General features: G+C 69.3%; 26 protein-coding genes and 4 pseudogenes. 18 read left to right on the top strand and 12 right to left on the bottom strand.

Features of this window, described 5'->3' with window-relative positions; translation table 11 throughout:
• Window positions 1–184: 184 nt before the first annotated feature.
• The 3 genes from AB0M29_RS38930 to AB0M29_RS38920 all read right to left on the bottom strand — a co-directional run bounded on the left by AB0M29_RS38930 (window position 185) and on the right by AB0M29_RS38920 (window position 1,600).
• Complete coding sequence (locus tag AB0M29_RS38930; RefSeq protein ID WP_365391539.1) at window positions 185–772, bottom strand: potassium channel family protein; 588 nt, start codon at window positions 770–772, stop codon at window positions 185–187.
• A 157-nt stretch (window positions 773–929) separates the two neighbouring features.
• Complete coding sequence (locus AB0M29_RS38925) at window positions 930–1,244, bottom strand: hypothetical protein (RefSeq protein WP_365391538.1); 315 nt, start codon at window positions 1,242–1,244, stop codon at window positions 930–932.
• Window positions 1,245–1,285: 41 nt separating this feature from the next.
• Complete coding sequence (locus tag AB0M29_RS38920) at window positions 1,286–1,600, bottom strand: hypothetical protein (protein ID WP_365391537.1); 315 nt, start codon at window positions 1,598–1,600, stop codon at window positions 1,286–1,288.
• A gap of 44 nt (window positions 1,601–1,644) precedes the next feature.
• Here AB0M29_RS38920 and AB0M29_RS38915 point away from each other — a divergent pair, with 44 nt between their 5' ends.
• Entirely contained in the window at window positions 1,645–1,917 is a 273-nt protein-coding gene (locus AB0M29_RS38915; protein WP_365391536.1) for a hypothetical protein, read from the top strand.
• A 356-nt stretch (window positions 1,918–2,273) separates the two neighbouring features.
• Here AB0M29_RS38915 and AB0M29_RS38910 read toward each other — a convergent pair whose 3' ends face one another.
• The gene (locus tag AB0M29_RS38910) at window positions 2,274–2,669 is read right to left on the bottom strand and encodes a hypothetical protein (protein WP_365391535.1); all 396 of its coding nucleotides are present in this window, start codon (window positions 2,667–2,669) and stop codon (window positions 2,274–2,276) included.
• 370 nt (window positions 2,670–3,039) lie between these two features.
• Here AB0M29_RS38910 and AB0M29_RS38905 point away from each other — a divergent pair, with 370 nt between their 5' ends.
• From AB0M29_RS38905 to AB0M29_RS38875, 7 genes and pseudogenes are all read left to right on the top strand, one after another.
• Window positions 3,040–4,239, top strand: coding sequence for a PP2C family protein-serine/threonine phosphatase (locus AB0M29_RS38905; RefSeq protein WP_365391534.1), 1,200 nt, complete (start codon window positions 3,040–3,042; stop codon window positions 4,237–4,239).
• Between the two features lie 837 nt (window positions 4,240–5,076).
• Entirely contained in the window at window positions 5,077–5,421 is a 345-nt protein-coding gene (locus tag AB0M29_RS38900; protein ID WP_365391533.1) for a MerR family transcriptional regulator, read from the top strand.
• Window positions 5,422–5,481: 60 nt separating this feature from the next.
• The gene (locus tag AB0M29_RS38895) at window positions 5,482–6,273 is read left to right on the top strand and encodes a hemolysin III family protein (protein WP_365391532.1); all 792 of its coding nucleotides are present in this window, start codon (window positions 5,482–5,484) and stop codon (window positions 6,271–6,273) included.
• 142 nt (window positions 6,274–6,415) lie between these two features.
• Window positions 6,416–6,566 (top strand): annotated as a pseudogene (locus AB0M29_RS38890) (transcriptional regulator); the annotation flags it as partial.
• A 98-nt stretch (window positions 6,567–6,664) separates the two neighbouring features.
• On the top strand, window positions 6,665–6,841 hold the full coding sequence (locus AB0M29_RS38885; RefSeq protein ID WP_365391531.1) for a hypothetical protein: 177 nt from the start codon (window positions 6,665–6,667) through the stop codon (window positions 6,839–6,841).
• Window positions 6,838–7,197 (top strand): annotated as a pseudogene (locus AB0M29_RS38880) (restriction endonuclease); the annotation flags it as partial. The gene AB0M29_RS38885 and the pseudogene AB0M29_RS38880, both read left to right, overlap by 4 nt.
• Before the next feature lie 330 nt (window positions 7,198–7,527).
• Window positions 7,528–7,932, top strand: a complete 405-nt coding sequence (locus AB0M29_RS38875; protein WP_365391530.1) for a hypothetical protein — start codon at window positions 7,528–7,530, stop codon at window positions 7,930–7,932.
• 73 nt (window positions 7,933–8,005) lie between these two features.
• Here the strand turns inward: AB0M29_RS38875 and AB0M29_RS38870 are convergent.
• Window positions 8,006–8,197: pseudogene (locus AB0M29_RS38870) on the bottom strand (DUF6233 domain-containing protein); the annotation flags it as partial.
• A gap of 510 nt (window positions 8,198–8,707) precedes the next feature.
• Here AB0M29_RS38870 and AB0M29_RS38865 point away from each other — a divergent pair.
• From AB0M29_RS38865 to AB0M29_RS38845, 5 genes are all read left to right on the top strand, one after another.
• Window positions 8,708–9,226 carry a hypothetical protein gene (locus AB0M29_RS38865; protein ID WP_365391529.1) on the top strand — a complete coding sequence of 173 codons (519 nt, stop codon included), beginning with the start codon at window positions 8,708–8,710 and terminating at the stop codon, window positions 9,224–9,226.
• A gap of 815 nt (window positions 9,227–10,041) precedes the next feature.
• Window positions 10,042–10,707: a hypothetical protein gene (locus tag AB0M29_RS38860; RefSeq protein WP_365391528.1), complete on the top strand. Its 666-nt coding sequence runs from the start codon at window positions 10,042–10,044 to the stop codon at window positions 10,705–10,707.
• Window positions 10,701–11,081, top strand: a complete 381-nt coding sequence (locus AB0M29_RS38855) for a hypothetical protein (RefSeq protein ID WP_365391527.1) — start codon at window positions 10,701–10,703, stop codon at window positions 11,079–11,081. Before AB0M29_RS38860 ends, AB0M29_RS38855 begins: the two co-directional genes overlap by 7 nt.
• Complete coding sequence (locus tag AB0M29_RS38850; protein ID WP_365391526.1) at window positions 11,042–11,404, top strand: hypothetical protein; 363 nt, start codon at window positions 11,042–11,044, stop codon at window positions 11,402–11,404. The genes AB0M29_RS38855 and AB0M29_RS38850 overlap by 40 nt, the downstream gene beginning before the upstream one ends.
• Before the next feature lie 248 nt (window positions 11,405–11,652).
• Window positions 11,653–11,874, top strand: a complete 222-nt coding sequence (locus AB0M29_RS38845) for a hypothetical protein (protein ID WP_365391525.1) — start codon at window positions 11,653–11,655, stop codon at window positions 11,872–11,874.
• Window positions 11,875–11,942: 68 nt separating this feature from the next.
• On the opposite strand, the gene AB0M29_RS38840 is transcribed toward AB0M29_RS38845, so the two are convergent.
• Window positions 11,943–12,566 (bottom strand): hypothetical protein, encoded by a 624-nt coding sequence (locus AB0M29_RS38840; protein ID WP_365391524.1) that lies wholly within the window; start codon window positions 12,564–12,566, stop codon window positions 11,943–11,945.
• A gap of 767 nt (window positions 12,567–13,333) precedes the next feature.
• Window positions 13,334–13,534, bottom strand: a complete 201-nt coding sequence (locus AB0M29_RS38835) for a hypothetical protein (RefSeq protein ID WP_365391523.1) — start codon at window positions 13,532–13,534, stop codon at window positions 13,334–13,336.
• Between the two features lie 14 nt (window positions 13,535–13,548).
• On the opposite strand from AB0M29_RS38835, the gene AB0M29_RS38830 reads away from it, so the two are divergent.
• Entirely contained in the window at window positions 13,549–13,719 is a 171-nt protein-coding gene (locus tag AB0M29_RS38830; RefSeq protein WP_365391522.1) for a hypothetical protein, read from the top strand.
• 59 nt (window positions 13,720–13,778) lie between these two features.
• Window positions 13,779–14,399: pseudogene (locus AB0M29_RS38825) on the top strand (ISAzo13 family transposase); the annotation flags it as partial.
• 216 nt (window positions 14,400–14,615) lie between these two features.
• On the opposite strand, the gene AB0M29_RS38820 reads toward AB0M29_RS38825, so the two are convergent.
• The gene (locus AB0M29_RS38820; protein ID WP_365391521.1) at window positions 14,616–15,854 is read right to left on the bottom strand and encodes an IS110 family transposase; all 1,239 of its coding nucleotides are present in this window, start codon (window positions 15,852–15,854) and stop codon (window positions 14,616–14,618) included.
• Window positions 15,855–16,103: 249 nt separating this feature from the next.
• The gene (locus AB0M29_RS38815; RefSeq protein WP_365391553.1) at window positions 16,104–17,300 is read right to left on the bottom strand and encodes an IS110 family transposase; all 1,197 of its coding nucleotides are present in this window, start codon (window positions 17,298–17,300) and stop codon (window positions 16,104–16,106) included.
• A gap of 509 nt (window positions 17,301–17,809) precedes the next feature.
• Between AB0M29_RS38815 and AB0M29_RS38810 the strand changes: the two genes are divergently transcribed.
• Window positions 17,810–18,463: a hypothetical protein gene (locus tag AB0M29_RS38810; protein WP_365391552.1), complete on the top strand. Its 654-nt coding sequence runs from the start codon at window positions 17,810–17,812 to the stop codon at window positions 18,461–18,463.
• A 229-nt stretch (window positions 18,464–18,692) separates the two neighbouring features.
• On the opposite strand, the gene AB0M29_RS38805 is transcribed toward AB0M29_RS38810, so the two are convergent.
• The 3 genes from AB0M29_RS38805 to rfbB form a co-directional block, all read right to left on the bottom strand.
• The gene (locus AB0M29_RS38805) at window positions 18,693–19,961 is read right to left on the bottom strand and encodes an MFS transporter (protein ID WP_365391520.1); all 1,269 of its coding nucleotides are present in this window, start codon (window positions 19,959–19,961) and stop codon (window positions 18,693–18,695) included.
• A complete protein-coding gene (locus AB0M29_RS38800; protein ID WP_365391519.1) occupies window positions 19,958–22,138 on the bottom strand; it encodes a prenyltransferase/squalene oxidase repeat-containing protein in 2,181 nt (726 codons plus the stop codon). The genes AB0M29_RS38805 and AB0M29_RS38800 overlap by 4 nt, the downstream gene beginning before the upstream one ends.
• A gap of 68 nt (window positions 22,139–22,206) precedes the next feature.
• On the bottom strand, window positions 22,207–23,187 hold the full coding sequence (gene rfbB, locus AB0M29_RS38795) for a dTDP-glucose 4,6-dehydratase (RefSeq protein WP_365391518.1): 981 nt from the start codon (window positions 23,185–23,187) through the stop codon (window positions 22,207–22,209).
• 347 nt (window positions 23,188–23,534) lie between these two features.
• On the opposite strand from rfbB, the gene AB0M29_RS38790 reads away from it, so the two are divergent.
• On the top strand, window positions 23,535–24,428 hold the full coding sequence (locus AB0M29_RS38790) for a DapH/DapD/GlmU-related protein (RefSeq protein ID WP_365391517.1): 894 nt from the start codon (window positions 23,535–23,537) through the stop codon (window positions 24,426–24,428).
• Window positions 24,419–24,727, top strand: a complete 309-nt coding sequence (locus AB0M29_RS38785) for a hypothetical protein (protein ID WP_365391516.1) — start codon at window positions 24,419–24,421, stop codon at window positions 24,725–24,727. Before AB0M29_RS38790 ends, AB0M29_RS38785 begins: the two co-directional genes overlap by 10 nt.
• Window positions 24,728–24,819 lie beyond the last annotated feature (92 nt).

Below are 24,819 nucleotides of genomic sequence, written 5' to 3'. Positions count from 1 at the left end.
ACCGAGGCCGAGGTACAGCGTCCTTATCGTCAGTCTCAGGCCGCTCGTGCGGGGGCGTAGCCATAGCCGACGGCGAGGTGGAGTACACCAGCCTGCACGTGGACAGCACCAACCTGAAAGCCCGCAAAACCTACCTCCACCACAGTGCACGCGGCACGCAGCCATACGAACAGCTCGCCGCGTTCTACCGCCGGATCGGGCGCGACCGCGACGCACGCGCCGTCCAACTGGCCGCGGTGACCATGCCCATGGTGCCGATGCCGATTACCATCAGCGTTCCGCCGATGATCCGGCCTTCTGCCGTGACCGGGAACCGGTCGCCGTAGCCGACCGTGGACGCCGTGGTCAACGCCGACCAGATGGCATCGGGGTACGACCGGATGTTTGCGCCCGGCGCATGCTGTTCCGGCCGAAGAACGGCGCCGGCCCCCACCAGGACTACGGTCAGCACGACCAACGCGGTGGCCACCAGCACCCGTTCTGATCGGTGGCGCTGGGCGACCACCCCTACACGGCCGAAGACCCCCAGCACTCGCAACGACCGGACAGCCGGCACCAGGACAGCTACCAGGTCCAGCGGATGAGTGCGCACGAACCGGCGCCGGTCTTCGACCAGATGCAGCCGCACGCCATAGTCGATAGCGAAGGCGACCCACGCCACGTAGTCGACTGGGCTGGTGAACGCCTGCGCCCGGTCCAGCGCCGAGGCCACCACGAAGTTCACCAACGACAGCAGCGCCAGGCCGGTCAGCCACGGCGTGGTACGCCTCACCCACCGGTGATAACGGTCCATACTCGCCCATACTTCCCCTTTCTGGACCGGAGCCTTGGCAGGCACCACCGTCCGTGTGTGAAGACAGGCTTGGACACCGTTCGGCGAGATTGCTGCCCGGTCAGCAGACCCGCGCTCCTGCCGTAACGCTCTCAGGTCAGGCCACACGGCCCCCGTCGGAACGGTTGCCGGCCTGAGCGGGCTGCAGGGCTTTCGCTGTTCCGCATCCCGTCGCCGTCGGGGAGGCCCGTCGGGTGCGGCGGTTCTTCCGGAACGATGCCGCCTGATCCCGGCGGGACAGCGTGCCGAGTTCCTCGTTGCGTTGTGGTGGCGCAGGCGAGGTGCGGATACTCGCGGTGGCGGCCAGGACGATCGTGATGTGTTCGGCGAAGCTGGCTTGGGGGGGGGTGGGGAGCTCCAGGTCGGGGTCCTCGCGGTGGCCGACGGCGACCGCGTGCAGGACGAAGGCCATGAGGGTGTCGACGACTTCGGAGCTGCACCGTTTGGTGGTGCTCAGCAGCCGTCCCAGGACGCGCAGCGACGGTGGCCTCCGTGCAGCAGGCTTTCGGGATGACCGGGTACGCCCTGGGGCCCACCGTCTACCATCTGCTGTTCAACCTCTTCTTCCGTCAGATGGCTGCGGGACGCCGAGGCGCGCGGGTTGTCGGTGACCGAGGCGGCGTCCGCCGTGGACGCGGTGCGCAGCGGGGTGGTGACCAGCACGAGCGGATCCGGATACGACCCGAACCTGCTGCGGCAGGCGTCCGGGCTGAGTGCCTGCTTTCGATCCTTTCTGCGCCGTTCAGGTATTTTGTCATACTCTGTCACGACATCAGGAGCGTCCCGAGGGGATTGCGCGTGATGATCGGGTCATGCGAACACTCATGGAGCGTGATGATCGGGATCGCCTTGCCAAGGTGATCGAGAACCACCCGTCCACTGTGGACTGGGAAGATCCCGAAGCGGTTGTCGACGGGAAACTATTGCAGTTGGCCGTGACGGTTCTGCAGCAGGTCGCGGCGGTGTTTCCTGGTGAGCCGCTTGGGACAGCCACGGCCTCGCTGGCCGGTCCTCTCAGCGAGTGTGTTCCGAAGGAGACCATCACACGGTTCGAAAGGGCCATGGATGCCCGGCGTCCCCGATAGGGCGCGGTCCGTGTGGACTGGTACGAGCCTGGACGGGCTGGAGGTGCAGTGCACCGCTCAGGATGTTGTCGGCATAAGGCTGCTGGGCTGGGAGAATGTCCTGCCGCTGTCGGTGGTCCGTCTGGTGAACACGGAACAGCAGCGGATCCGGCGTCAGGCCCCGGGCACTGAGGCCCAGTAGTCCGGTCCTGGTCATCTGGTGACAGGGCATCGGCCAGGGTGCGTGTGTGTGCTGCTGGCCGTATTTCGGGCTTTCGAGGGGCTATATGTTCTGTCCACGGCTGCGCGTTTGCCCAGCTCAGGATTCGAAAACGGTGCTAGCTCGGGTGTTCACGAGTGCGGTGGTTTCATCCCCGTCAGGACGCGGGAGGGACGGCTCGGGTGAGAGGTCCCAGGTCGGCATAGAGGGCGGCGTGGACCGCGGCCGCGAGTTCGCGGGCCCGGTCCTCGCTCCGGATGCCGTGCATCATGAAGTAGATCGGTCCTGCGTAGGCGTCCAGGTCGACGTCACGGTTTTGGACCAGGCGGGTGATCGCGGTCCGGACTGCGTCGTTCACGGAATCGTCGACGGTGTAGCCGGAGCCCGCGGTGAGCGTGTCAGCCTTGACGGTCCACAGCTGACGTTTTTCGGATTCGATGGCGACGAATACAACGTGCTGCGCCATGGCCTGCCGGTAGGCGGCGTGGAAAGCGTCGGTGCCGGTGGCGTCCGGGATCAGGTGGGCGGGGCAGGGAACCGGGTGGGGCTGCACAAGTGCATTGTGCCGAATCTCTCTCACTGAGGCATTACATGTCTGATGTTCCCCGGTTGTCTGCTTCCGGGCCTCTGCGGCAGAAGGACGTCCCACCGTCCCACCGTAGCTGACAGGCTTCGGCGGCGGTGGGAGAGTGGAGCTCAGGGCCGCGATCCGGGCCCGGTGGCCTCTTGGTGGCACTGCTGACCGTCAGGGCCAAGATGATCAGTCGCGTTGGGCTTCGCGGGAGGCCGGCTGTCCGCTTCTGCGGGAGCTTCGGCGGGTGATTCGCCTGGTCATGAGCGTGATTGCGGCCCAGGTGAGATCGCATGTGGGTGGTGCCGGCGGTCAGGCCGGGTATTCGCGTGATCATGTGTGGGAGGCGACGGTGCCGGGTGACCCGTTCGGGCTGGCCGATGTGCTCGCGGCGGCAGAGGACGCGGCGCCGGGGGCGTCTCTTGCTGTGGTGGCGCGCAATCTACGCGACCGGTTCGGCGCGCGGGCGGTGTCGTTCCTGTTCGTCGGCGTCTCTGGCCGGCAGATGGTGCGGGTCGACGAGGGGATCGCCTCGCGGGCCGGCCTCGAGGCCGATCAGATCCAGCTGGCCGGCAGCGTCTACGACCAGGTGCTGCGCCTCCAGGAGCTGGTGCAGGCCCCCGACACCGGGCAGGGGAAGCGGGTGCTCGCCCCGGTGACCAACCGCGGTGACACCATCGGCGTCCTGGAGTTGTCCCTGCCGCACGTCAGCCAGGAGATCCTGGACCAGGTTGGCCAGGCCGCGCACGCGCTGGCGTACATCATCGTCACCGACCGCCGCTTCACCGACCTCTACCGGTGGGGTCAGCGCGCTTCCCCGCTCACCCTGGCCGCCGAGATCCAGCGCCAGCTCCTGCCCGACGCGCCCTCCTGCGAAGCCGCGCAGTTCGTGCTCGCCGCGTGCCTGATCCCGGCCGACAACGCTGCCGGGGACACCTACGACTACGCCCTCGACCACGACACCCTGCACCTGTCCGTGACCGACGCCATGGGCCACGACGTCGACGCCGCACTCATGGCCACCCTCCTGGTCAATGCCTCACGCGGCGCCCGCCGCGACGGCGCCGGCCTGGCCAAGCAGGCCCGCCGGATCCACCAGGCTCTCCTCGACCACGGCCACGACACCATGGCCACCGGCCAGCTCCTGCGCATCGCCCTGGACGGGACCGGCGCACAGCTCGTCAACGCCGGACACCCCTGGCCGCTGCTCCTGCGCGACGGCACAGTGAACGAGGTGCGCCTGGACATCGACCTGCTCTTCGGCGCCCCCGGAACCACCCCGTACCACGTACAGGACCTCGACCTGCGCCCCGGCGACCGGCTCCTGCTCCACAGCGACGGCATGCAGGAACGACAAGCCGAGTCCGTCGACCTGCCCCGCCTCATCCGCGAGACCGCCTCCGAACACCCCCGCGAGGTCGTGCGCGTCCTGACAGCAGCGGTCACCGACGCCTGCGGCGGCCACCTGGCCGACGATGCCACGGTGCTGTGCCTCGACTGGCACGGCCCCCACCACGACGGCCGCCACGCCCACGCCGGAGCCGGCCGATAAGCACTTCCCCGTGCCCCGCCGGGACCGACGCTGGGGAAAGGGCGTTCCTCTCCACCGTTCGCGTCGCCATCGCCAGCCGATTACCTCACTGCCGAGCACGCGGAAATCTGTGACGGCCGGAGTAGACATTGGGCGGTGGGGTGGTTATGGTTTCTCTCGTAGCCGAGATCAGCAGGGCCCGGCAGAGACGAACTGCCGGGCAGCAGTACCCGCAGGTGCAGTACGCAGGACGGTGCGGTGGTGGAGTTCCGGAGCCAGAGCGGTTTCCTGACGGTGACGGGACTGACGGCCGGACCGGGTGGCCCGCAGTGATCAGGGGCCGCCGTGAGCAGTAACGCAGTTCAGTGAGTGCAGTTGGCAGTACCAGCAGTGCGGTTTTCAGTGGTTCCTCGGTAAAGGCGTCGGCTGCGGGCGCGCGTACCGGGAGGTTCGGCAGTGGGGTTCTAAGCCAGAGCAGACGCACGATGGGCGACGGGGCTGGCTGCCGAAGGTGGCGCTTACTCAAGGTCACCAGCAGTACAAGCAGTGCGCAGTACCAAGCAGTGTGCAGTACCCGGATTGGTAGGTAGTTCATCCAGAGGGAAGAACGGAGGAGCCGAGCGCCATCAGGATCGCCCGGGCGGAAGTGTTGAGCCCGGGTACCGCAGGACATCGATAGTGAGGTGGTCTCCGGTCAAGCAACCGCGATCCCCGCACACGCTGCTCATCCCCCTGGTGGCGTGCGGACACAGTAGGCCGGCGCAGTATCAGGGCCGGCAGATGGTGTTGAAGTTCCTTCGGGGCCCTGGTGCCGGTATGGCACCAGGGCCCCTCCAGCGTGTTCCGCAGAGAGGCAAGATGACAGCAGACGAGTCGTTCAACCGGCTCGATGACGACGACTACCCCGCCTACACCATGGGCCGGGCCGCCGCGATGCTCGGCACCACCCAAGGTTTCCTGCGTGCCATCGGCGAAGCCCGCCTGATCACCCCGCTGCGCTCCGCGGGCGGCCACCGCCGCTACTCCCGGTACCAGTTGCGCATCGCCGCCCGCGCCCGTGAACTCGTCGACCAGGGCACCCCGATAGAGGCCGCCTGCCGCATCGTCATCCTCGAAGACCAGCTCGAGGAAGCCCAGCGCGTCAACGCCGAATACCGCCACGCCGCCGGATCGGGGAACCCGACGACCACGGCTGGCGCCTGATCGGTTCTCCTGTCCTGGGTAAGTTGCCGCGTTATGCGCTGATTCTCATAATGTGTGGGCATGATCGCTGAAGATGCCCAGCCGTCGGCACACGGACGGGAGCCCCGGCACCTCTCCGGCACCTTCCGCGCACCGGCGGTCGATTCGCCTGCCGGCACAACCGGCCGGATGACTGCCGGGCAGGCAGCCGCCGGCCTGGAAGGCGGGGTGGAGCGGGCGGCGGCCGCCCTGAAGCCGGGGATGCGCGGCTGGCTGCACGCCGGGATGTTCCCCCTCGCGCTGGCCGGCGGCATCGTCCTGGTCGCCCTGGCGCGCTCGGCGAGCGTCGCCGTGGCGTGCTCGGTGTATGCGGCCTCGGCGCTGCTGCTGTTCGGTACGAGCGCGGTGTACCACCGCGGCACCTGGGGCCCGCGAGGGGAGGCGGTTCTGCGCCGCCTGGACCATGCCAACATCTTTCTGATCATCGCCGGTACATACACGCCCCTGGCGGTACTGCTGCTGCCCGCCCGCCGGCAGGTGGTCCTGCTGTCACTGGTGTGGGCGGGGGCCGCGGCCGGTATCGCCTTCCGGATCTGGTGGATTCGGGCACCGCGCTGGCTGTACACCCTGTGCTATATCGCCTTGGGCTGGGCGGCGGTGTTCTACTTGCCCGACTTCGCGCACACCGGCGGCGCCGCGGTCGTCGTACTCATCATCGCCGGCGGCCTGCTCTACACCGTCGGCGCCATCGTCTACGGACTCAAACGCCCCGACCCCTGGCCGCGCTGGTTCGGCTTCCACGAGGTCTTCCACACCCTCACCATCGCCGCCTTCACCGCGCACTACACCGCCATGCTCCTGGCAGCCGCATGAGTGTGGTTCGGGGTCTGCTGAAGCGCAGGAGCGCAGGAGCGCAGGAGCGCAGGAGCACTGGGGCAGGCACTGGCCCCCACTGTCCGAGAGGGCTGGCGGGTGGCTGCCGGGCCCCACGGCCTGTAGGGGCGGCGCCGCTGGAGAGACGCTGACCGCCGAGATCAACGTCCGCCAGCCCCGAGTCCCGAGAGCTCGCCGACTACGCGAAGGCGTTCACCGCCATGGCGTCGATGGCGGTGTATGGCGACGGCGCCCGCGCCCTGATCCGGGCTGCGATCGACGCCATGGAGTGAACTTGCGCAATTTTTCCGCAATTTCGTTGAGTGCTGGTTCGGGCCTTGCGTAGCGTCAACAGGTACCGACGCCACCAGCAACAGGGAGGCGCAACTTCATGGGCGCACGCAGGTCCGCCGCTACCGCCTCCGCCGAGCTGGAGGAAGACGCCCCCCGGCAACCTGCTTACGGCGTTCCCTCCCCGGCCCTGCTGGCCCGCGCCGACCGCGGGTTCGCCCGCTTCCTCGAAGGCGTCGCCAAACCTGAGGACGACCACACGTCAAGGCGCTCATGACCGGCGCGCGCACGGTCCTGTACGACCCCGCGGGCCTGATCGAAGCCGGCCTGCCCTTCGACCGCGCCCCGTACGAGGCGCTCGTCACCGCCGTGCTCGCCTGGACCACCCCGGACCTCGCGCCCCGGGACTACGAGCAGATCGCCCTGCAACTGACCAGCCACGCCCGCGCGGTAGCCGTCGACGTCCACCGCCGCGCCGCCCGACTGGCACACCACAACGGGCGCCGGGCCCTGGCCGAGGTCGTCCTGCGTGAGACCGAGCGGCGGCTCTCGGCGCCGATGGAGGCAACCGCGGCGTGCGTGAAGGACCGCGCGCGGCTGGTGCGGGCGCTGTACGAACGGGTCGACCGCCTCACGCGACCCTCTCCGGACCTCGCTGCTCTGAGTGTGCGGCAGCCGGTTGGCGGTGTCGGCGGGCGCAGCGGGCCGGCGGGCGGCAGGGTGGTGTGCATGGGTATAGAGCCGCGTGTGGTGGTGGAGCCGGCGGGCCGGGATGGTGGGCGGCGGGTGCGTGCCGGTTCCGAGATTCTCGGTGTGGCCTACGGGCCGCACGACCTGCTGGAGTTCCTACGGCGTGCAGGCGTCGACGACGTTGATCAGGTCGACGTGGCGGCCGCGGACTGGATCGTCTGGCATGGCGGCGGGCCCGGAATGTGGCGGGCGGGTTGAGCGAGGGAGTACGTGATGGCGGCACAGCGTGACCCCGGACCGGGATTCGTGAGCGACGTGCAGGCAGCGGTCGACGGGTGCGTCGTGGACGGGCAGCAGTGGCCCGATGACATCCGGCCCCTGGCGGTACAGGTGGTGGCAGCGCTGATGGAGGCTGGGCTGCCCGTCTACAGCCGGCAGAACGGCGGCGCGGCCACTGGCGTGCAGTTGGCTCTGCACGGGGTCGGGCACAACGTGAGACTGATGGTGCTGTGGCGGCAGCATCCCAGGGCTGAGTCCGGCATGCCCGGCGATCCCTGGCGAACCCAACAGGACGCGCTCCATCATGCCCTGCGAACGATCCTGCTGGCCCGCGGCTTCCGCCTGCACGACGACGAGAACACCGCTGCACCGGTCGTGGCAGGCGCCGGCCCCTCATAGCGGCACCGAGCCGTGGCCGGATTCCCGGGGTCGCGTCTTCGGGGGCTTCCAACCTGAGAGGCAACCGCCGGTCCGGGCGGCACACCTGGCACGCGGCGGCGTCGTCGTACTCGAGGACGGCGCGGGCCTGCTGGGTGCTGGCGGGCGGGGCGAGGTCGGCAGTCGCCCCGGTGCACGATGCGGGTCGGGCGCCGCGCTGGGTGCCGAAGTAGACCTTCTCTTCGACCTTCCAGGCCGGGGTGACGCCGGGCTGCTCGGTGGGCACCTGGTCGTACGGCTGGCCGTCGATCGGCTCGCAGAGGGCGGCCGGGGCGCGGAAGGCGACCGCGGCGGCAGGACCAGGAGCTGGCTGGCCCCGCTCGCTGCCCTGGCTGGGCAGGTGGATCTGTAGGTCGTACCACCAAGGTCCGTCGGGCTCTCTGAGGCGGGACTTCACAACGGCGAACTGGTGCTGCCCATCCGGGAGCGCTACGTCGACCAGCGGCCCATCGGCCTGCGGCAGCGCAGCCGGCCGCCCCTCGCCGTGCTCCTGTCCTGGTCGTCGCTCACCCCTCAAATCTAGTTCGATTCCCCGTTCGATTCCACGTGGGGAACGCCTCGCCCCGCTGCGCCCGCCGACTGTTGACCTTTGTCAGGAGATCTTGACCGTTTGCCAAGTGATCTTGATGGTCGGTGGTTTCCTGCCACCAGACCTTGACCGGCAACGGCGACGGACGGGCCAAGATGGCCTGAACGCCGGTTGCATCGGTGCCACAACTCGGAGACAGGATCTGTCGTGGTCAGCACCCGCTTCGCCTACGTCTGCCTTCCGTTCGCCCAGGGCCTGTTCGACAAGAGTCGGGCGCTCAAGGACTTCGACTTCAACAAGCATCAGAGAGCCCGGCTCCGTGAGTCCATTTCCGTGGACGTCCGCAAGCTCTGCGACATGCTCATACCCGACGCCCGATACCCGCAGGTCAGCGTCGCCGCGTCCGAGCGGGCCGCGGCCATCGGGGTCGACTTGCGGCAGGAGACGTGGCATTCACAGACCAGGTTCGACCGCGGGCGGGCGGTGTTCCACTACGAGCACATGAACCCTGTCAGCCAGATCGTGAAAGCTCTGGCCACAGCCGATTCAGTTGCCGCAATCGTGCCGATACTTTCCGACGGCTTGAGGCTGGCGTGGATCACGAAGGTCGAAGACGCTCGGCTCACCACACTCGGCTACCGCTACAAGCGCCCCGACTCCGGTGCCGCGTACGCAGAGGCAGGGATCGTGCTCCTGCCCTTGTTGCAGGAACCTGGCAGCGACTGATTCGAAGTGAGCGGTCAAACTCGCCTGTCAATCGGTCAAGATCGCGTGTCAGAGGACAGACGTTCCACGAACATCACTACCGCAGGTCACGGGCTTGGAACACTGGAAAGCCGTAGGGAGTGCAAGCAGGTGAGCAACCGCGGCGGATGCTCACTTGCTTGCACCAGAATCGGGACGTAAGGGTGTGGAACGCCATGGAATGGCGGGGAATTGGGCAATCCGTGCGGTCAAGGGATGGGCCAGAGGGAAACCGGGTGCCGTGGAACCGGGGCTGATCCGGCCTGTCGGGAAATTCATCGGGGTCGGGTGTCACACGGGAAGATCGTTTAGCACTTGTAGCAGGTGAAGGCGGAGTTCTGTCCGCCCTGTCATCTGGAGGCGCTGCCGGTGAACGTCACCGAGCTTGTTCCCTCGCCTGGTCCGGGCGGCCCACACTGGTCGTGCAGCCCGCACCCGGGCCCGCACCGGTTGCCGGTCGTGCTGTCGGTCAACAGGCGCTCTTGGCAAGGGTCTCGGCAAGGGGCGGTGCACCCACCGCGGTGCCCACTCCGGTGGGCACTTACGGGCCCACTCCGGTCCCCACTCACGTGCCCTGATCGTGCGTGCACCACGTTTCCGAAGGTCAGCACGGCTTTTCTCAACGGTCCGGGCTCGTCACAACCCTCGTCACCACCCTGTCATGACAGACGCAGGGTGGATCACCGGGTTCCCGGGGGCTCCCCGGCGCCCCTTGGTCCGGGGCGGGCCTGGCCGCCCGCCGGGTGGCCGGGCGACAGCCGCGGCGGAGCTCTGGACCGGGCGGGGAGGCGGGGCCGATGAGCGGAAGCCGGACCACGAAGCCGGGCAGTGCGCAGGGCGGGCTCCCCAAGGGGGCCGCGGGTGGGGGAGACCGGCGGATCGCGAATCCGCGCCGGTCGTCCAACGGCCTGCGGGAGGACGTGCTGCGCGTGCTGGGGGTGATGAAGGTGGCCACAGCCGACCAGATCCAGCGCGCGGCCGCGCCGCACCTGACCTACCGCCACACCACGAAGCCGACCGCGGCCAGGCGCAAGGAGGCCCGTACCGCCGCGCACCGCGGCGCGCTGGCGGATCTGCGGGCCTCGGGGCACGTGCTGTTCGGCGGCCATACCCGCGACGCGCAGGGCCTGCGGCTGCTGACCCCGCTCGGGCTGGACAGCGCCAGGAGCGAGCTGGGCCGGCCCAAGGAGGAGATGGGCGGCACCGCCCGGGGCGCGGGCCGGTCCGGCGCGCAGCACGCGATGGCGGTCAACGAGACGATCCTGGCGCGCTGCTGCGCCCCAAGCCGGACCTGTCCCTGCTGGCCGGTGAACCACCGGAGGCGCTGGCGGCCGCGCAGGCCGCCTTCGACGCGCCGCGGGGCCTGGGCACGCTTGGCTCGTACTTCACCGAGGTGCCGCTGCCGGCCACCGGTACCTGGACCACGCCGGGCAGGGGCGGCGTCCAGGCCGACATCGTGGTGACGGCGCCCGGCTCGAGGGTGCCGCTGCTGTTCGTGGAGGTCGACAACTGCTTCGAGGAAGCCGCCGTCCTGGTGGAGAAGCTCGACCGCTACGCCCGGTTCTTCGCCCGCACCGCGAAGGTCGACGGCAAGGACATGGCCATGTGGCGGCAGCGGTGGAGCGGCCTGCCAGACGGCTATCTGCAGACGGTTCTGCCGCCGGTGCTGCTGGTCTTCAACCCGGTCGGGCCCCGCAACCCGGACGGACCGCGCAACAGATCGCCGCGCGCACCGGCCAGCACTGGCAGGGCGTGCCCCACAACACCTACACCTCGTACAACGCGCGCATCCCGATCGTGGCGACCACCTTGGACCGGCTGCGCGAACGCGGCCTGACCGGGCAGGACTTCTGGCGGTTCGGCCGCTCCGGCCTTCAATCGCTGTTCGACGCGGTCGGCAACCCCCGCAAGGACGCCGCACAAGCACGCCAGCGCGCCGAGGACGACCGCCGAGCGGCGGAGTACAAGGCAGAGAGGGAACGGGAACGTGAAGAGCGCTGGCCGCGCTGCGCCAACTGCGCGGAGAAGTTCACCGACCAGCGGTGGACCGAGGTCGACAAGCGCGGGCGGGCCAACGCCGACAGCCACCGCACATTGTGCGCCGGCTGCAAGCAGCAGGCGATCGAGGCGGAGAAGGCCCGCAAGGCCGCGAAGAATTAAGCCGCCCGGCTGCGGCGCGAGGCGGAGGCCTCCGTGGAAGCCGAGGCCGCACGCAAGGCGAACCGGTTCCTGGGGCGCTTCCGCCCCTGACCGAGCGCAGACCGCGCTCCAGCCTTCACGTTCGCTCGGGGGGAGGCGTCGTGGAGCGCACCGTCAGCCTCAAGCGCATACGCGGCCATCTGGGCAGTCTGCCCTGCTCAACACTGGGCGTGAGATCGTTGCGGGCATCAGCCGAAGGAGGGGCTTCCATGACCGAGCCGAGCGACCAACAGCCGGCGTTACCGACGTTGGCGCAGAGCGACACGCTGGACGTCGCCGTCATCCCGGCTTCCGTGATCAGTTCCCCGAAGCTGTCCCTGTCGGATCTCGGGTTGTACGTGAAGCTGTCGCACCTGATGGCCAGGCGCATTACCCGCCGGTCCTCCCGCAGAAGCGGACAGCCGGCCTCCCGCGAAGCCCACCGGGACTGATCCTCACGGCGACGCTGACCAGCGTCGCCACCACTTCCCGAAGGCCGTCCCCTGGTCCATGGCGCCGGTCATCCCTCTTGTTGCGACTGAAGCTGCCGTCGTTCCTGTTGCAGGGCTTCTCGAGCCTGGGAAAGCGTCGCCACCTTGGCCTCAAACTGCTCAACTGACGGCGTGCCGTTCACTCCCAGTTCGGCACGTAGCGCCTCGCGGAGCAGATTAACCGCATCGGAGAGAGGTCCCGCAAACCACCGCTTCGCCTGGATAAGCTGCGCGTCCGTGCGCGAGAGAATCCCCGCTCCGGTGGCGTCAATTGGGAGGTGCCGCACCAGGTGGTAACCAGCGCCCAGGCACTGGTTAACTTCGCTGGCCACGTTCAGGGCAGTTGCGCCAAGGACCATCTGGGCCTGCGCGTATTGGTCGTAGTACGCCTGGCGTGTGGCATCAAGGGGGTCCGCAACAACGGTCTCCCCACGCCTGAGTGCGAGCACCGTGTCTCTGCCCGCAGTGCGGTAGGCGCGGGCGGTCGCATTAAGAGCGGCATAGAGTTCACGCTTGGTCTGGACTGCTCGGTCCTCCCGGTCCTGCAGCCGTTCGAGCGCCGTACGCCGATTCTGTTCGGCGACCTCGGCTCGGCGAGCGCGTTGAGCGAGCGCTGTCGCCCCCATGGTGCCGCCGACTCCGGCAAGTGCCACGACGAGCGTAGTCCAATCCGATCCCGACAGCACCCGAGTCCCCCTGCCCCTCCCCAACCCACTTTGCGCGCCAGATCGCAGGCTATCGCGACCAGCGACAGAGGTAGGAAGCTTTGGCGGACACGCGACAGCGTGGCCAACGCGGCGGCGACCGATTTCAGGCCGCAGCGGCTCGCCCCGCGTAGAGGCTTCCTCCTCACCACACCGATCCGACTCGCCGACAGCCTCCGAACCCGTCTGTTCGATTCTCGGCGTTGCCTGCACCCCGCCGGGGCGGCTGGGGACAGCCTCTGACCGCTCCCCCGCGCACGAAGCCCCGGGCCTTGCTGCCCGGGGCTTCGTGCTGCACCTTGGCCGCTGTGGGGCACCACCCAGGAACAGCCACCCCCACGACAGCCGACCCACCACACGCTCGCCGCCGAAGGCAGCCGCTTGGTCACCTCGTGACAGCAGGCCAACCCGCGTCCACAGCGGTAGTGGTCAGGACCTGCTGGACGTGGGTTGTCCTGGCTGTGTCAGCGGCACCGGACATACCGTGGCCGTTGACGAACCTGCTGATAGTGCTCTCACGGCCCTGGCTTCCTCGCAGCTCCCGCGATCTAATGCGCTGCCATGGACGCAGGATTAGCAGCCGTCATCGGCACGGCGATCGGCACCGTCGGGGGACTCGGGGGCGGTCTGGTCACTGCCGTGAGTCAGGGAGCGCAGCAGCAGCGGCAGCGACAGATCGACCGAGACCTCCGGCTGGAGGGGGCCCGCCGCAACGCCTACAGCGTGTGCATCAGCACCTCCAAGCAGGTGTCGGCGGCGTGGTGGAAGGTGGCGGCGAGCCTGCGTGCCGCGGGGAGCACGCAGGAGCAGTGGCGCGAGCATGCGGCCAGCGCGCACGCGGCCTGGGCGCCATTCAGTTCTGCGGTGGCCGAAGTCGCCGTCGTGGGCCCCGCCTTTATGGCAGAGGCGGCCGACACCCTGCGGGGGGCTCATGTACGCCTTGGACATGGCCGGTACGACATGGCACGACGCTGCCCGCCAGGCGGGAGTCGGCTCCCTGCCGGACTACGACGCCCAGTACATGCGCGCAGTGGAAGCGAAGCGCGCGCCGGGGAGCGCCTTCCAGGCCGCGGCGCGCCTGGCGTTGCAAGCGGAACGCTAGCCTAAGGGTTTGCGGGGAATCAAGGTGTTGCTTCCCGTTCTGAGGCTCGTTGGTGTGGTATGCGCATCCCGGATGAGACTCGTGACCAACTCGCCGTGAAGTTCGCGGTATTGCTCCCACATCTGGACGAGCGGCAGCGACGGCTGTTGATGGCGGCGGAGGCCCGGGGCCTGGGGCACGGCGGTGTCCGAGCCGTGGCTCAGGCTGCTGCGGTCAGTGAGACGACGGTCCGCAAGGGTGTGTTCGAACTCGAGGCCGGTGAGGAACCTCTGGGGCGGGTGCGGCGTCCGGGCGGGGGCCGCAAGCGGGTCGCGGATCTGAATCCGGGGCTGCGGCCGGCACTGCTGGCGCTGGTCGAGCCGGACGTGCGGGGTGACCCGATGTCGCCGCTGCGGTGGACGGTGAAGTCCACCCGCACGCTTGCACGGGAGCTGACCCGGGCCGGGCACCATGTCAGTGCCGACACCGTCGCCGACCTGCTGCGCGAGGAAGGGTTCAGCCTGCAGGCCAACGCCAAGACGATCGAGGGCAGCCAACACCCTGATCGGGATGCCCAGTTCCGCTATCTCAACGAGCAAGCCCGCGAGCACCGAGACACCGGCCAGCCAGTGATCAGTGTGGACACCAAGAAGAAGGAACTCGTCGGCGAGTTCAAGAACAACGGTCGCCAGTGGCGGCCCGCCACCCACACGGTGTAGGAGTCTGGGACGCCGGGGCCGCCGGCGAACTGGCCTGCCACCGCGTGCCGGCCGTCGTGTCCGATTTCCAGCGTGCACCACAAGGGCGGCGGGACTTCGAGGCCGCCGGGGACGGATTGGAGTTGGGTGACTTCTGTCTCCAGCAGCAGGACGCGGGCCGGGCAGGAGTCTGATTCGAAAATCCAACGATCCCGCAGCTCAGACGGCTTCTGCTGATTGGAGGGTGACTTGAAAACCGAGCATGTTGAGCTGGCTGACCAGGCGGCGTGTCTGTCGGGTGCGTCCGGTGCGCTGGAGGAAGTAGTCGCCTCCGAGGTCGGCGTATTCGGCGTCGTTGGTGAGCATGTGCCAGACGGAGGTCAGGATGGTGTGGCCGACGGCGACCAGGGCGCGTTTCTTGCCTCGGCGGATGGCGATGCGTTTGTAGCGGGACGCGAGGTAGGTGTCCTTGCTGCGGGCGGCAGCGGTCGCTGCGAGGCCGAGAGCGCCTTTGAGCCAGGGGTCGCCGGGTCGGGACTTGCCCGAGGTGTGCTTACCCGCGGACTCGTGGTTGCCCGGACACATCCCGGCCCAGGAGGCCAGGTGGGCGGCGCTGGGGAAGCGGCTCATGTCCACGCCGATCTCGGCGAGGATCACCTCGGCGGACTTGGCGTTCACTCCTGGGATCGTGGTCAGCAGCTCGACCTGCCGGCGAAAGGGTGCGAGCTGCCGGGTGATCTCCTCGCCCAGGCGGGTCTCGGTGGCGGTGACGGCATCGATGCGGTCGAGCATGGTGCGGGCGAGGAATGCATGGTGGTCGGTGAACCGTCCGGTCAGTGCCTGGGCGAGGATCTGCCGTTTGGCGCGCATGCTGGCCTTGGCCATCTCGGCCAGCACCAGCGGGTCGCGCTGGCCGGCGATCAGGGCCTCCAGCATCGCGCGGGCGGACTTGCCCAGCAGGTCGGAGACGACAGCGGAGAGCTTGATCCCTGCGTCTTCCAGGAGCTTCTCCAGCCGCTGAGCCTCGCGGGTGCGTTCGCGGATAACCTCGGTGCGGTAGCGAGTCAGGTCGCGCAGCTGCCGGATCTCCGGCGGGGGCACGAAACTCGGCCGGACCAGGCCGTGTTCGACCATCTTGCAGATCCACTCCGAGTCGGCGACGTCGGTCTTGCGGCCGGGGACGTTCTTCATGTGCCGGGCGTTCAGCAGCCAGGTCTCGATGTCGTTCTCCAGCAGGTAGAACACCGGCTTCCAGTACGAGCCGGTGGCCTCCATGCCGACCACGGTGACCTGTTCGGCGAGCAGCCAGTCCCGCATCGCCAGCAGGTCGCGGGTCATGGTGGAGAAGGTGCGTACCTCTTTCCGGCGCCGCTTGCCCGGTCCCGGGACGCGGACGCAGACCTTCACGTCCGCCTTGCCGATGTCGATCCCGGCGCATCGCTCGTGAACCACGTCCATGCCCCAGTCCTCCCCTCGCACGGTGTGCTGTCGGACAGCAGCCGTCCGGCGGGGACCGGGCAGGCAAAAGAATCTGATTCACGTGCTCAAGGCAACACTTCCGGGTGCCTGACGAAGGGTCCCCGGCGTCCTACTCAATGTCGGGCTCCGGTGGCGCCAAGACTCCGCGACGTCAACCGGACGGCCGTGCCCCGATTTTCTCCCCTTTGGGGTATCGCCGCCAGGGGATCGGATTACTCAATGACGAAGTCAAGCCGCTTGCGGGACGGGCGGAACGGAGGTGAACGTCCGTCCGTCACGCAGCAGGGCCCACGAGACGTTCACTCGCCGGCGGGCCAAGGCGATGACGGCTTGGACATGTTTGAAGCCCTCGCTCCGCTTCTTCAGGTAGAAGTCCCGGTTCGGTCCCTCGCGGATGATGCTCGTCTGCGCGGACATGTAAAACACCCGTCGCAGGCGGCGGCTGTAGCGCTTGGGCCGGTGAAAGTTGCCGGTCCGACGCCCCGAGTCGCGAGGCACAGGTACCAGCCCGGCCGCGGATGCGAGGTGTCCAGCGTCGGCGTATGCCGACAGGTCACCTGCGGCGACGACAAGCTCGGCGCCGAGTATCGGGCCGATGCCGGGCAGGGATTCGATGATCTCCGCTTGCGGATGGCTGTGGAACACCTCTCGGATCTGCTTGTCGATCCGCTTCAAGCGGTCGTCCAGGAGCAGGACTTGCGCCGCCAGATCGGCGACGATCTGCACGGCGACGTCCTCTCCTGGCAGCGTGGTCTGCTGGGCCTGCGCGGCTTCCACCGCTTTCGCGGCCACTGCGTCCGCTGCACGGATGTTGCGGTGTGCCAGCCAAGCTGTCAGGCGGGCTTGCCCCCGGCGCCGGATGGCGGCCGGGGCCTGGTAGCCCGTCAACAGGACGAGTGCGCCCTTGTTGGACGAGTAGTCGAAGGCTCGCTCCAGAGCGGGAAAGACGCCGGTCAGCAGGTCGCGCAGCCGGTTGATCATCCGCACCCGGTCGGCGACCAGATCGGTGCGGTGAGCGGTCAGCAGAGCCAGGTTGGCGACCAGCTGGGCTGGCACTTCGATCGCGGTGAAGTCTTTGCGGTGGCGTGCAGTCTCGGCGATGACGTAAGCATCGCGTGCATCGGTCTTGGCCTCACCCCGGTAGGCGCCCGCCATGCGGTTGACGGTGCGGCCAGGCACGTAAACGGCCCGTTGGCCATGAGCGGCGAGCAGCGCCAGAAGCAGTGCGGACGAAGTCCCGGAGATATCCACCGCCCAACTGACTTCGTCAGCAAGGTCTAGGATCTCGCCCATGGCAGTCAGGATCGCCGACTCGCCGTTTTCGATCTTTTTCGACCACAGGGACGCACCAGTCGAGTCGACGACCGTCGCCCAATGATGGCCCTTGCCCGCGTCGATGCCCGCCCATACCTGAGCCTGCCGCATCTGCACTCGCTACCCCTCGCTCCGCGCTGGCTGCCGTCGGCCCGAGGAACACCCCGCTGTCATCTCCGTAATCAGCGACCGCACGAAGCGCGCACATCTCAACCAGCAGTCAGGGCGCCCCGGAGGGCTGGACGGCCACTCCTGCCGAGCCACCGAAGGCGAGACCTGATCAGCCACATCCGGCCCTCCCGGGCCGCCTAACACCTTACGGAGACCTGATGAACCGACACGGGCGCTCCTGGGCAGGCTCGGAGGATGTGCAGTACTGCTGCGTGGGCAAACTACTGCATGCCCTACGCGTGCGATGTGCGCGTGGATGGTGGGTCCGCCGCGGAAGTGCCTGGGCAGAGTGCTCAGAGGCTGGAGTGAGGGAGAAGTCGCAATGCCGGTGTGACGCAGAGCGATGCCGCCCAGTGGTTCCGGCGGCGACGTGGCGCGGGGGAGTCGTGAGGGGGCAGTATGTCCGCGTCGCTTCCGATTGTGAGGACCTTCCTGTGCGCCGCACCCTGATGGCCGTCCCGGCCGTGCTGCTTGCTGCCCTTGTAGTGGCGGGCTGTCATCCGTCTGCAGCTACGGGTTCTGGCGCTCCGTCAGGGCACGCGGCTCCGCCCGCGACGGTGAGTGCCGCAGCGCCGGTGGCGGGGGGTCGGATCCCGGTGGGGGAGGGGCCGCAGAAGAAGTACACCGTGCGGCAGCAGCCTGCGGCTGGCAGCTGTCACTACCGCTACGAGCACGGTGAGCCGCTTGAGGACCGCACGTGCAATCCGGGTGCGGTCAGTCCTGCGGTGACGCAGGCCAACCTGGCCACGACGATCTGCCGTAAGGGCAGTTACACCGGCGGTATCCGCCCGCCGGCGTCAGTGACGGGTAAGGAGAAGGCCCTCAACGCGAAGTCTTACGGGTACACCGGCCCGATGGACCAGGCCGAGTACGACCACCTGATCAGTCTTCAGCTCGGTGGTGACCCCAACGACCCGCGGAACCTGTGGGTGGAGCCCGCGGACCCCGGCCACAAAGCCGGCGCCGGGGTGAACAATGCCAAGGACCCGGTGGAGACCAAACTGCACACCGCGGTGTGCAGCGGGAAGATCACCCTGGCGCAGGCGCAGAAGGCCATCGTCACCGACTGGACCACCGCGCTCGCCACCCTCGGGATCGGGTAGCCCAGCGGTCGCAGGGGCCCTTGCGCTGGCCGAGGTCCGGAGCGTCCTCAGCGCCGTCGGCGACAACTGCCGGCTGCCGCTCGCTCCGTCCCGCCACTGACTGTGCCCCCAGACGGTCACCGCCGCGCGCCCGCGCGCACACTGCGGATACGAGACAGGTACGTATCCCGGAGCAGGTGCGATCATGAGGGCCTGGCTTTCACGGCAGCAGGCAGTCGCTGGCGCACGGTCAGTGGGGGGAGAACGCGCCGCCGCGGAAGTACACCACGAGCGAAAGCAGCAGCACGCCCGCTGTGCAGCAGGCGACCGCGGTGAACCCGCCGGGGCCGGTGAACAGGGCGCCGCCGACGATGCCCCCGACGGTTACCCCGACGTACATCGCCGCGTTCGCCAGCGAGGCCACCGTGCCCCGGGCCGCGGTGGTCCGGGACTGGAGGGCGTGCATGAACAGCGGGAAGAGCAGTCCGTTCGCGGCCATCACCACGGTGAGGTCCGCCACCGCGTACGCGGCGCCGGGGGCGAAAGGGGCGGCCGCGTACAGGCAGACGGCGAGGGCGAAGCCGACACCCATCGCCCCTGGTGCGCCCAGCAGGCGCACCACCCGGGCGCCGAGCAGCGATCCCGCGGTGTTCCCCACGCCGAGGGCGACCATCGCCACCGCGACCTTGCCCTCGCCGAGGCCGAAGTCTCGTGCGAACCAGGAGCCGTAGAAGGCGATCGCCGCGAAGTTCCCGGTCTGGAAGACGAGATAGCCGGTCAGCAGCAGCCGCAGTGGCCGGGCGCTGAGCACCTCCGCGTACGCTCCCCGGCCGGCGTCGCCGCGGGTACGAAGCGGCGGCACCGCCGGGAACGACCTGTGCAGCAGCAGCCAGACGCAGGCCGCGCCCGCCGACACCGTCCAGAACGGCACCCGCCAGGACAGGAGCGACAGCCACGCGCCGACGGGGATCCCGACGACCTGGGACAGCGACAGTCCGGCGGTGGCGACGCCCATTGTCCGCACGAGGTGCCGCTCGGGCACCACCTGCGGGAGGGTCGCCCAGATCTGCGGCGAGACGAAAGCGGCGGCGGTGCCCGCGAGAAAGCGGCACAGCAGCATGGTGGTGAAGCCCGTGGCGGCGCCGCACAGTCCGGTGGTGACGGTGAATGCCGCCATGCCCCACAGCAGGACTGTGCGGCGGTTCCGGCGGTCGGAGAACGGACCGGCGAACAGCGCGAGGAGCGCGTAGCCGAGGGCGTACGCGCTGACCAGCCACCCTGCCCGCCCCGCATCCGTCCTGAAGTCGTGCGCCAGCACGGGCAGCAGCGGGGCGACCAGGAAGGTGTCGGTGCCGATCATGAACAAGGTGGCGAACGCCAGCGCGGTCAGCCGCCGCACGCCCGCGTCCGGGCCGCCCGCGTCCGTCTCCGTGACCCGGCGCGCCGACGGGAGCGGGACGGGGGAGGCGGGTACGGGCGGCGGGAGGCGGGGGCCCCGGGGGAGGGGGGCCGGGCTCATGTCATGATCACCGCCCAGTAGCGGTTGAGCTTGCCCTCCAGCATGTGCAGCGCCTGGATGGCGATGAATCCCTCGTCGGTGGTCTCCGACGGGCCGCCGGGCAGTCGCGAGAAGCCTCCGTCGGCGCTCTGCCGGTCGGCTATCCACTGGCGGCAGGCGGCCGCGTCGAGAGGCTGGGCGCCGGCTACGTACAAGGTGGCGATCGCGTGGTAGCTGCCGACGAAGCTCTCCGCACCGTTCTCCCGGTAGCGGAAACCGCCCGAGGGCGTCTGGAGGGCCTGCACCCAGGACACCGTGGCGTCCAGGTCCAGCGGCCGGACACCGAGCGCGGCGAGCGTGTCGGTGGCGCGGAAGGTAGCGAACGCGTCGGAGGGCGCGCCCGGTTGATTGCCGTATCCGCCGTCGGGGTTACGGCACGCGGTCAGGTAGCCGACCAGGTCGTCCTCGCGGGCCGGGCGCTCGCCGAGCGCGTGCAGCGCCAGCACCGCCAGGTTGGAGTGCCAGGCGTCCGGGGGGTAGCCGGGCGCGTTGCCGTACCCGCCCTCGGCATGCTGGCAGGCCTGGAGGAAGGACGCGCACGCCTTCTGGTCGTAACCGGCGCCGCCCAGCACCTTCGCGGTGAGGACCGCGCAGTACGTGGTGAACGCTTCGGACAGCAGCCCCGGTTGCTCGCCGAAGCCGCCGTCCGGGTTCTGCGTGCTGTAGATCCCGCGCAGCAGCCCCTCGGAGGCCGGCACGGGTTCGCCCACGGTCAGCAGGTCGGACACCACATGGAGCGCGGAGAACGTCTGCGCGGTGCGGTCTGAGCGCAGCCCCAGTGGGGCGCGGTACGGGGTCAGTCCGTAGCCGAGGCCGGATTCCGTCGAGCGCAGCCACGCCAGGTAGCGGTCCAGGTCGATCGCGCTGTCGGACAGCGGCGCCTTCGCCGCATGGCTGAGGTCGGGCTCAACCGGCCAGTGTGCCATTCCGGCGGGCCGCGGCGGCGCGGCCGGTACCGGCGGGGCCTGGTCGCCCAGCGCCAGCAGTGCCAGGAACTGCGTTTCGGCGTGCTTCTCGTGGAAGGGAATGTACGCGGTGTTGCCCACCGAGAACGCGCCGGCCGAACGCGGCGGGACCATGACGTGGCGGGCCAGCGGCACCGTCGGGTCGACCGGCGTGGAGAACCAGCTGCCCTGCCCCTGGAAGACCCCGCCGACCGCCAGATCGCTGTAGCGGTGCAGCTCACTGCGGGCGGCGTCGGCCAGAGCGGTGAACCCCGGCTCGCCGGTCAGCTGGGCCACCTGCCGGGCGGCCACGGCCAACAGGGCGGCGTCGGCGGTGAGTTTGGCGGGGAACGGCGAGTCCGGGCGGCCGTGCACGGCGGTCACCGGGTCCACCCGAACCTGGGAGTCGGCGCCGGAGCGGTCCCAGAAACCGCGGCCCGTGGTGTGCCGGTGGCTGTCGCGGGCGTGCCGCAGCAGCCGCGCGGCGTGCTCGGTGCCCTGGGCGTGGCCGCGCTCGGCGAGGGCGGCCCAGGCCGACGCGCCCAGCGCGGTGGCGCGCAGCCGGTGGCCGTGGCGGGTGTCCTGGGCGCCGCGCGGGGTGAGGTAGGCCAGCGCTCCGGTGTCGGTGTGGAAGCGCTCCAGGTGCGCCGCGACCTGGCCGAGCATGTCGTCCCAGGAGGCGTGGGCGGGTAACTCGCAGACGGCCAGGACGAGTTCGGCGGTGTCGGCCAGGCTGCTGGCGCCGTCCAGCACCTCGCCGTCCGGTGTGAGCAGCGCCGGCCAATCCCGTGCCGCGGACCGCTCGATCAGGGTGCGCAGCCGGGCGGCGCTGTCCTCGGCGAGGTCGGGGTCGCCGAGCGTGACGGCGGCGCGGTGCCGTCCGGCCAGGGCCAGCGCCTGGGCGCCGGGGGTGCGGACGAGCCCGACCGGGTGAGGGGCGCCGGTGATGTCCAGCAGCTCGTGGTAGCCGTCGGCGGCGCTGTCTTCGAACTCGGCCAGGCCCTTGAGCAGCCCCGTGACGACGCCGGCGTCTTCCAGCGGGGCCAGGGCGATCAGGGCCAGGGCCGCGTCACGCAGAGTGCGGTCGGGGGTCACGGTGTCGGTGCTGTCGCGGCCGAGGACGGCCGGGACGCGGAAGTCGTCGCCGACGGTGTGCTCCAGGACGAAGGAGCGCAGGGTCTTTGCGGTGGTCATGCGTGTTCCCGTCTGTGGTGAGGTGGTCGGGCGGGAGATCTGCGGGGCCCCGGGCAGCGCGCCGCGGCTCAGGCGGCCGCCGCGGCCAGCAACGGGCGCCACCACGAGGGGTTGTCGCGGTACCAGGCGACGGTCTCCGCCAGGCCCTGGGTGAAGGCCGTGCCCGGCCGGTAGCCGAGCGCGCGCAGCTTGCTGTCGTCGAGGGAGTAGCGGCGGTCGTGGCCCTTGCGGTCGGGCACCTGGCGCACCTGCGACCAGTCGGCGCCGCAGGCCTCCAGCAGCAGGCCAGTGAGCTGGCGGTTGGTCAACTCCTGGCCGCCGCCGATGTTGTACGCCTCTCCGGGCTGTCCCTTGTCCAGGACCAGGCTGATGCCCCGGCAGTGGTCGTCGACGTGCAGCCAGTCGCGCACGTTGAGGCCGTCGCCGTAGAGCGGGACGCTGCCGCCGCCCAGCAGGGTGGTGACGAACAGTGGGATGACCTTCTCCGGGTATTGGTACGGGCCGTAGTTGTTGCTGCACCGGGTGATGCTGACGTTCAGCCCGTGGGTGCGGGCGTAGGCGCGGACCATCAGGTCGGCGCTGGCCTTCGAGGCCGCGTAGGGGGAGTTGGGCTCCAGCGGCCAGGACTCGGTCCACGATCCCTCGTCGATCGAGCCGTAGACCTCGTCGGTCGATACGTGCACCATCCGCGGGACGCCGGCCTGCCGGACCGCTTCCAGCAGGCGCTGGGTGCCCACCACATTGGTGTCGACGAATGCCGCGGAGCTGTCGATCGAGCGGTCGACGTGGGTCTCGGCGGCGAAGTTGACCACCTGTGTGGTGTCGGTGAGCAGAGTGGCCAGCAGTGCGCTGTCCGCGATGTCGCCCTGTACGAAGCGGTACGAGGGATGCGAGGTGACCGGCGCTAGGTTGTCCAGGTTTCCCGCGTAGGTCAGCTTGTCGAGGACGACCACCTCGTCGGGAACGGGGCCGTACGCGCCGGTCAGCAGGCGCCTGACGTAGTTGCCGCCGATGAAGCCGGCGCCACCGGATATGAGGATCTTCGACATGAGTCACTCTCGGTCACGGGGTGTCGGTTCTCTGTGAACACCGAGAATCGTAGAACGTCGAACCCGGAAACCACAAGGATTTTTCGGAGTTGCTTCCGAGGGTAATTCGAATTCCATCGAAATCTCCAACGCGAAAACCTGGTTGACGCATTAAGTTCCCGTATCCAAACCATTAATTGGTTGCATCTCTTCGGAGCCGGATACTATCGTTTCGGTAGCACCAGACGGCCAAAGGTAGTGTCCTTGCCATCTCCTGACGGAAGGTCGAACCGTTGCGAAGCCCCTCTGAACAGCGGCACCCGGAAGGTGAAGCACGCATTCCGCCGGGCCCGTCCGCCGAGCCTTTCGTGGAGGACGCGGTCATCACCGGCGCCGGCACGGTGCTCGGCCCCGGCTGCTGGATACGGCACGGCACCGAACTGACCGGCGCCGTGCTCAGCGCCGGGGTCTTCCTGGGTTTCCGCTGCAGGATCGCTGGCGTGCACTTCGGCGCCGCCGCCATGGCCGCCTCGCTGGCCCGGGTCGGCGCCCCGGGCGGCGCGACGGTCGAGATCGGTCCCGGCGCCTGGATCGGCGCCGCCGCCGAGATCGTCCCCGGTGTGCGGATCGGCGCCGGCGCCGTCGTCGCCGCGGGCGCGCACGTCGCCGCCGACGTCCCCGACGACACCGTGGTGGTCGGCCGCCCGGCCCGAGTGCTGAGGCGCCGCCAGGTCGTCGAGGACGGCCTGCCCGACATGACCGCCACGGTCCGGGCCGTACGCCGCCGCCCCGACCGCAACAAGGCGCCGCTGCCCGACGGCTGGCTGGCGGGCCCGGGCGTGGTGCTCGACGCCGACCTCGCCGGCGGCCCTGACGTCCTGCTCGGCCCCGGCGTGATCACCATGGGCCGCGCCACCGGCCCCTCCCCTCACGGCGGCCTCCGAGTCGGCCGCGGCACCCGCATCGGTGCGGGCGCCGTCGTGGAGGGATCAGCCGGTATCGACCTCGGCGCGGGCGTCGACCTCGGCGCCGGCGCTCTCGTGGTCTCCAGCGGCCACGATCTCGGCCGCCGTTCGCTGCCCTGGCGGGCCGGGCCGGTGGTGATCGGCGACCACGCTGTCATCGGCGCCGGCGCCGTGCTCATCGGGCCGCTGTGCGTCGGGGCCGGCGCACGCGTCGCCCCCGGTGCGGTCGTCGTCGCCGACGTGCCGCCCGGCCACACCACCTACGGAGTTCTCGAAAGGAATGCACCGTGCGGATAGTCCTGGCACCCAACTCAACGGGATCCGGCCACAACATGCGCGCTCTCGCGCTGGCCACCGAGCTGCGAAAGCAGATTCCGGACAGCGAGACCACTGTGCTGCTCGCCTCCCTGCAAAGTACCTTCACTCCGTTATTCGAGGCAGTCGGTGTACATGTCATTGACATCGCGGGAGAGCAGGTCGACCACGCGGTACGCGGTCATCTCACCCGGCGGCTGGACTGGGCCTCCTACATCGACGGCTACATCGCCCGGGAATTCGTCAGCGGCGAGCGCGCGCTCGGCTATCTGGCGCACTGACGTTTTCTCAACGTTGATCATTTCCAGGTTGAGTTGAGAACGAGTGCGGCGCGGGCGATGTCGCCGATCCGGCTCGGGCTGAGGGTGACGTG

It is taken from the genome of Streptomyces sp. NPDC051976 (assembly GCF_040680795.1).
In the GTDB taxonomy this organism is placed as follows: domain Bacteria; phylum Actinomycetota; class Actinomycetes; order Streptomycetales; family Streptomycetaceae; genus Actinacidiphila.
This window is presented reverse-complemented; position numbering and strand designations above follow the sequence as displayed.

Coding starts and splice junctions, on each gene's coding strand:
- AB0M29_RS38925 (WP_365391538.1), bottom strand. CDS start 1,244: ATGGCCTTCGTCCTGCACGCGGTCGCCGTCGGCCACCGCGAGGACCCC.
- AB0M29_RS38915 (WP_365391536.1), top strand. CDS start 1,645: ATGCGAACACTCATGGAGCGTGATGATCGGGATCGCCTTGCCAAGGTG.
- AB0M29_RS38900 (WP_365391533.1), top strand. CDS start 5,077: ATGACAGCAGACGAGTCGTTCAACCGGCTCGATGACGACGACTACCCC.
- AB0M29_RS38895 (WP_365391532.1), top strand. CDS start 5,482: ATGATCGCTGAAGATGCCCAGCCGTCGGCACACGGACGGGAGCCCCGG.
- AB0M29_RS38885 (WP_365391531.1), top strand. CDS start 6,665: ATGGGCGCACGCAGGTCCGCCGCTACCGCCTCCGCCGAGCTGGAGGAA.
- AB0M29_RS38875 (WP_365391530.1), top strand. CDS start 7,528: ATGGCGGCACAGCGTGACCCCGGACCGGGATTCGTGAGCGACGTGCAG.
- AB0M29_RS38860 (WP_365391528.1), top strand. CDS start 10,042: ATGAGCGGAAGCCGGACCACGAAGCCGGGCAGTGCGCAGGGCGGGCTC.
- AB0M29_RS38845 (WP_365391525.1), top strand. CDS start 11,653: ATGACCGAGCCGAGCGACCAACAGCCGGCGTTACCGACGTTGGCGCAG.
- AB0M29_RS38830 (WP_365391522.1), top strand. CDS start 13,549: ATGTACGCCTTGGACATGGCCGGTACGACATGGCACGACGCTGCCCGC.
- AB0M29_RS38820 (WP_365391521.1), bottom strand. CDS start 15,854: ATGGACGTGGTTCACGAGCGATGCGCCGGGATCGACATCGGCAAGGCG.
- AB0M29_RS38815 (WP_365391553.1), bottom strand. CDS start 17,300: ATGCGGCAGGCTCAGGTATGGGCGGGCATCGACGCGGGCAAGGGCCAT.
- AB0M29_RS38810 (WP_365391552.1), top strand. CDS start 17,810: ATGGCCGTCCCGGCCGTGCTGCTTGCTGCCCTTGTAGTGGCGGGCTGT.
- AB0M29_RS38805 (WP_365391520.1), bottom strand. CDS start 19,961: ATGAGCCCGGCCCCCCTCCCCCGGGGCCCCCGCCTCCCGCCGCCCGTA.
- AB0M29_RS38800 (WP_365391519.1), bottom strand. CDS start 22,138: ATGACCACCGCAAAGACCCTGCGCTCCTTCGTCCTGGAGCACACCGTC.
- rfbB (WP_365391518.1), bottom strand. CDS start 23,187: ATGTCGAAGATCCTCATATCCGGTGGCGCCGGCTTCATCGGCGGCAAC.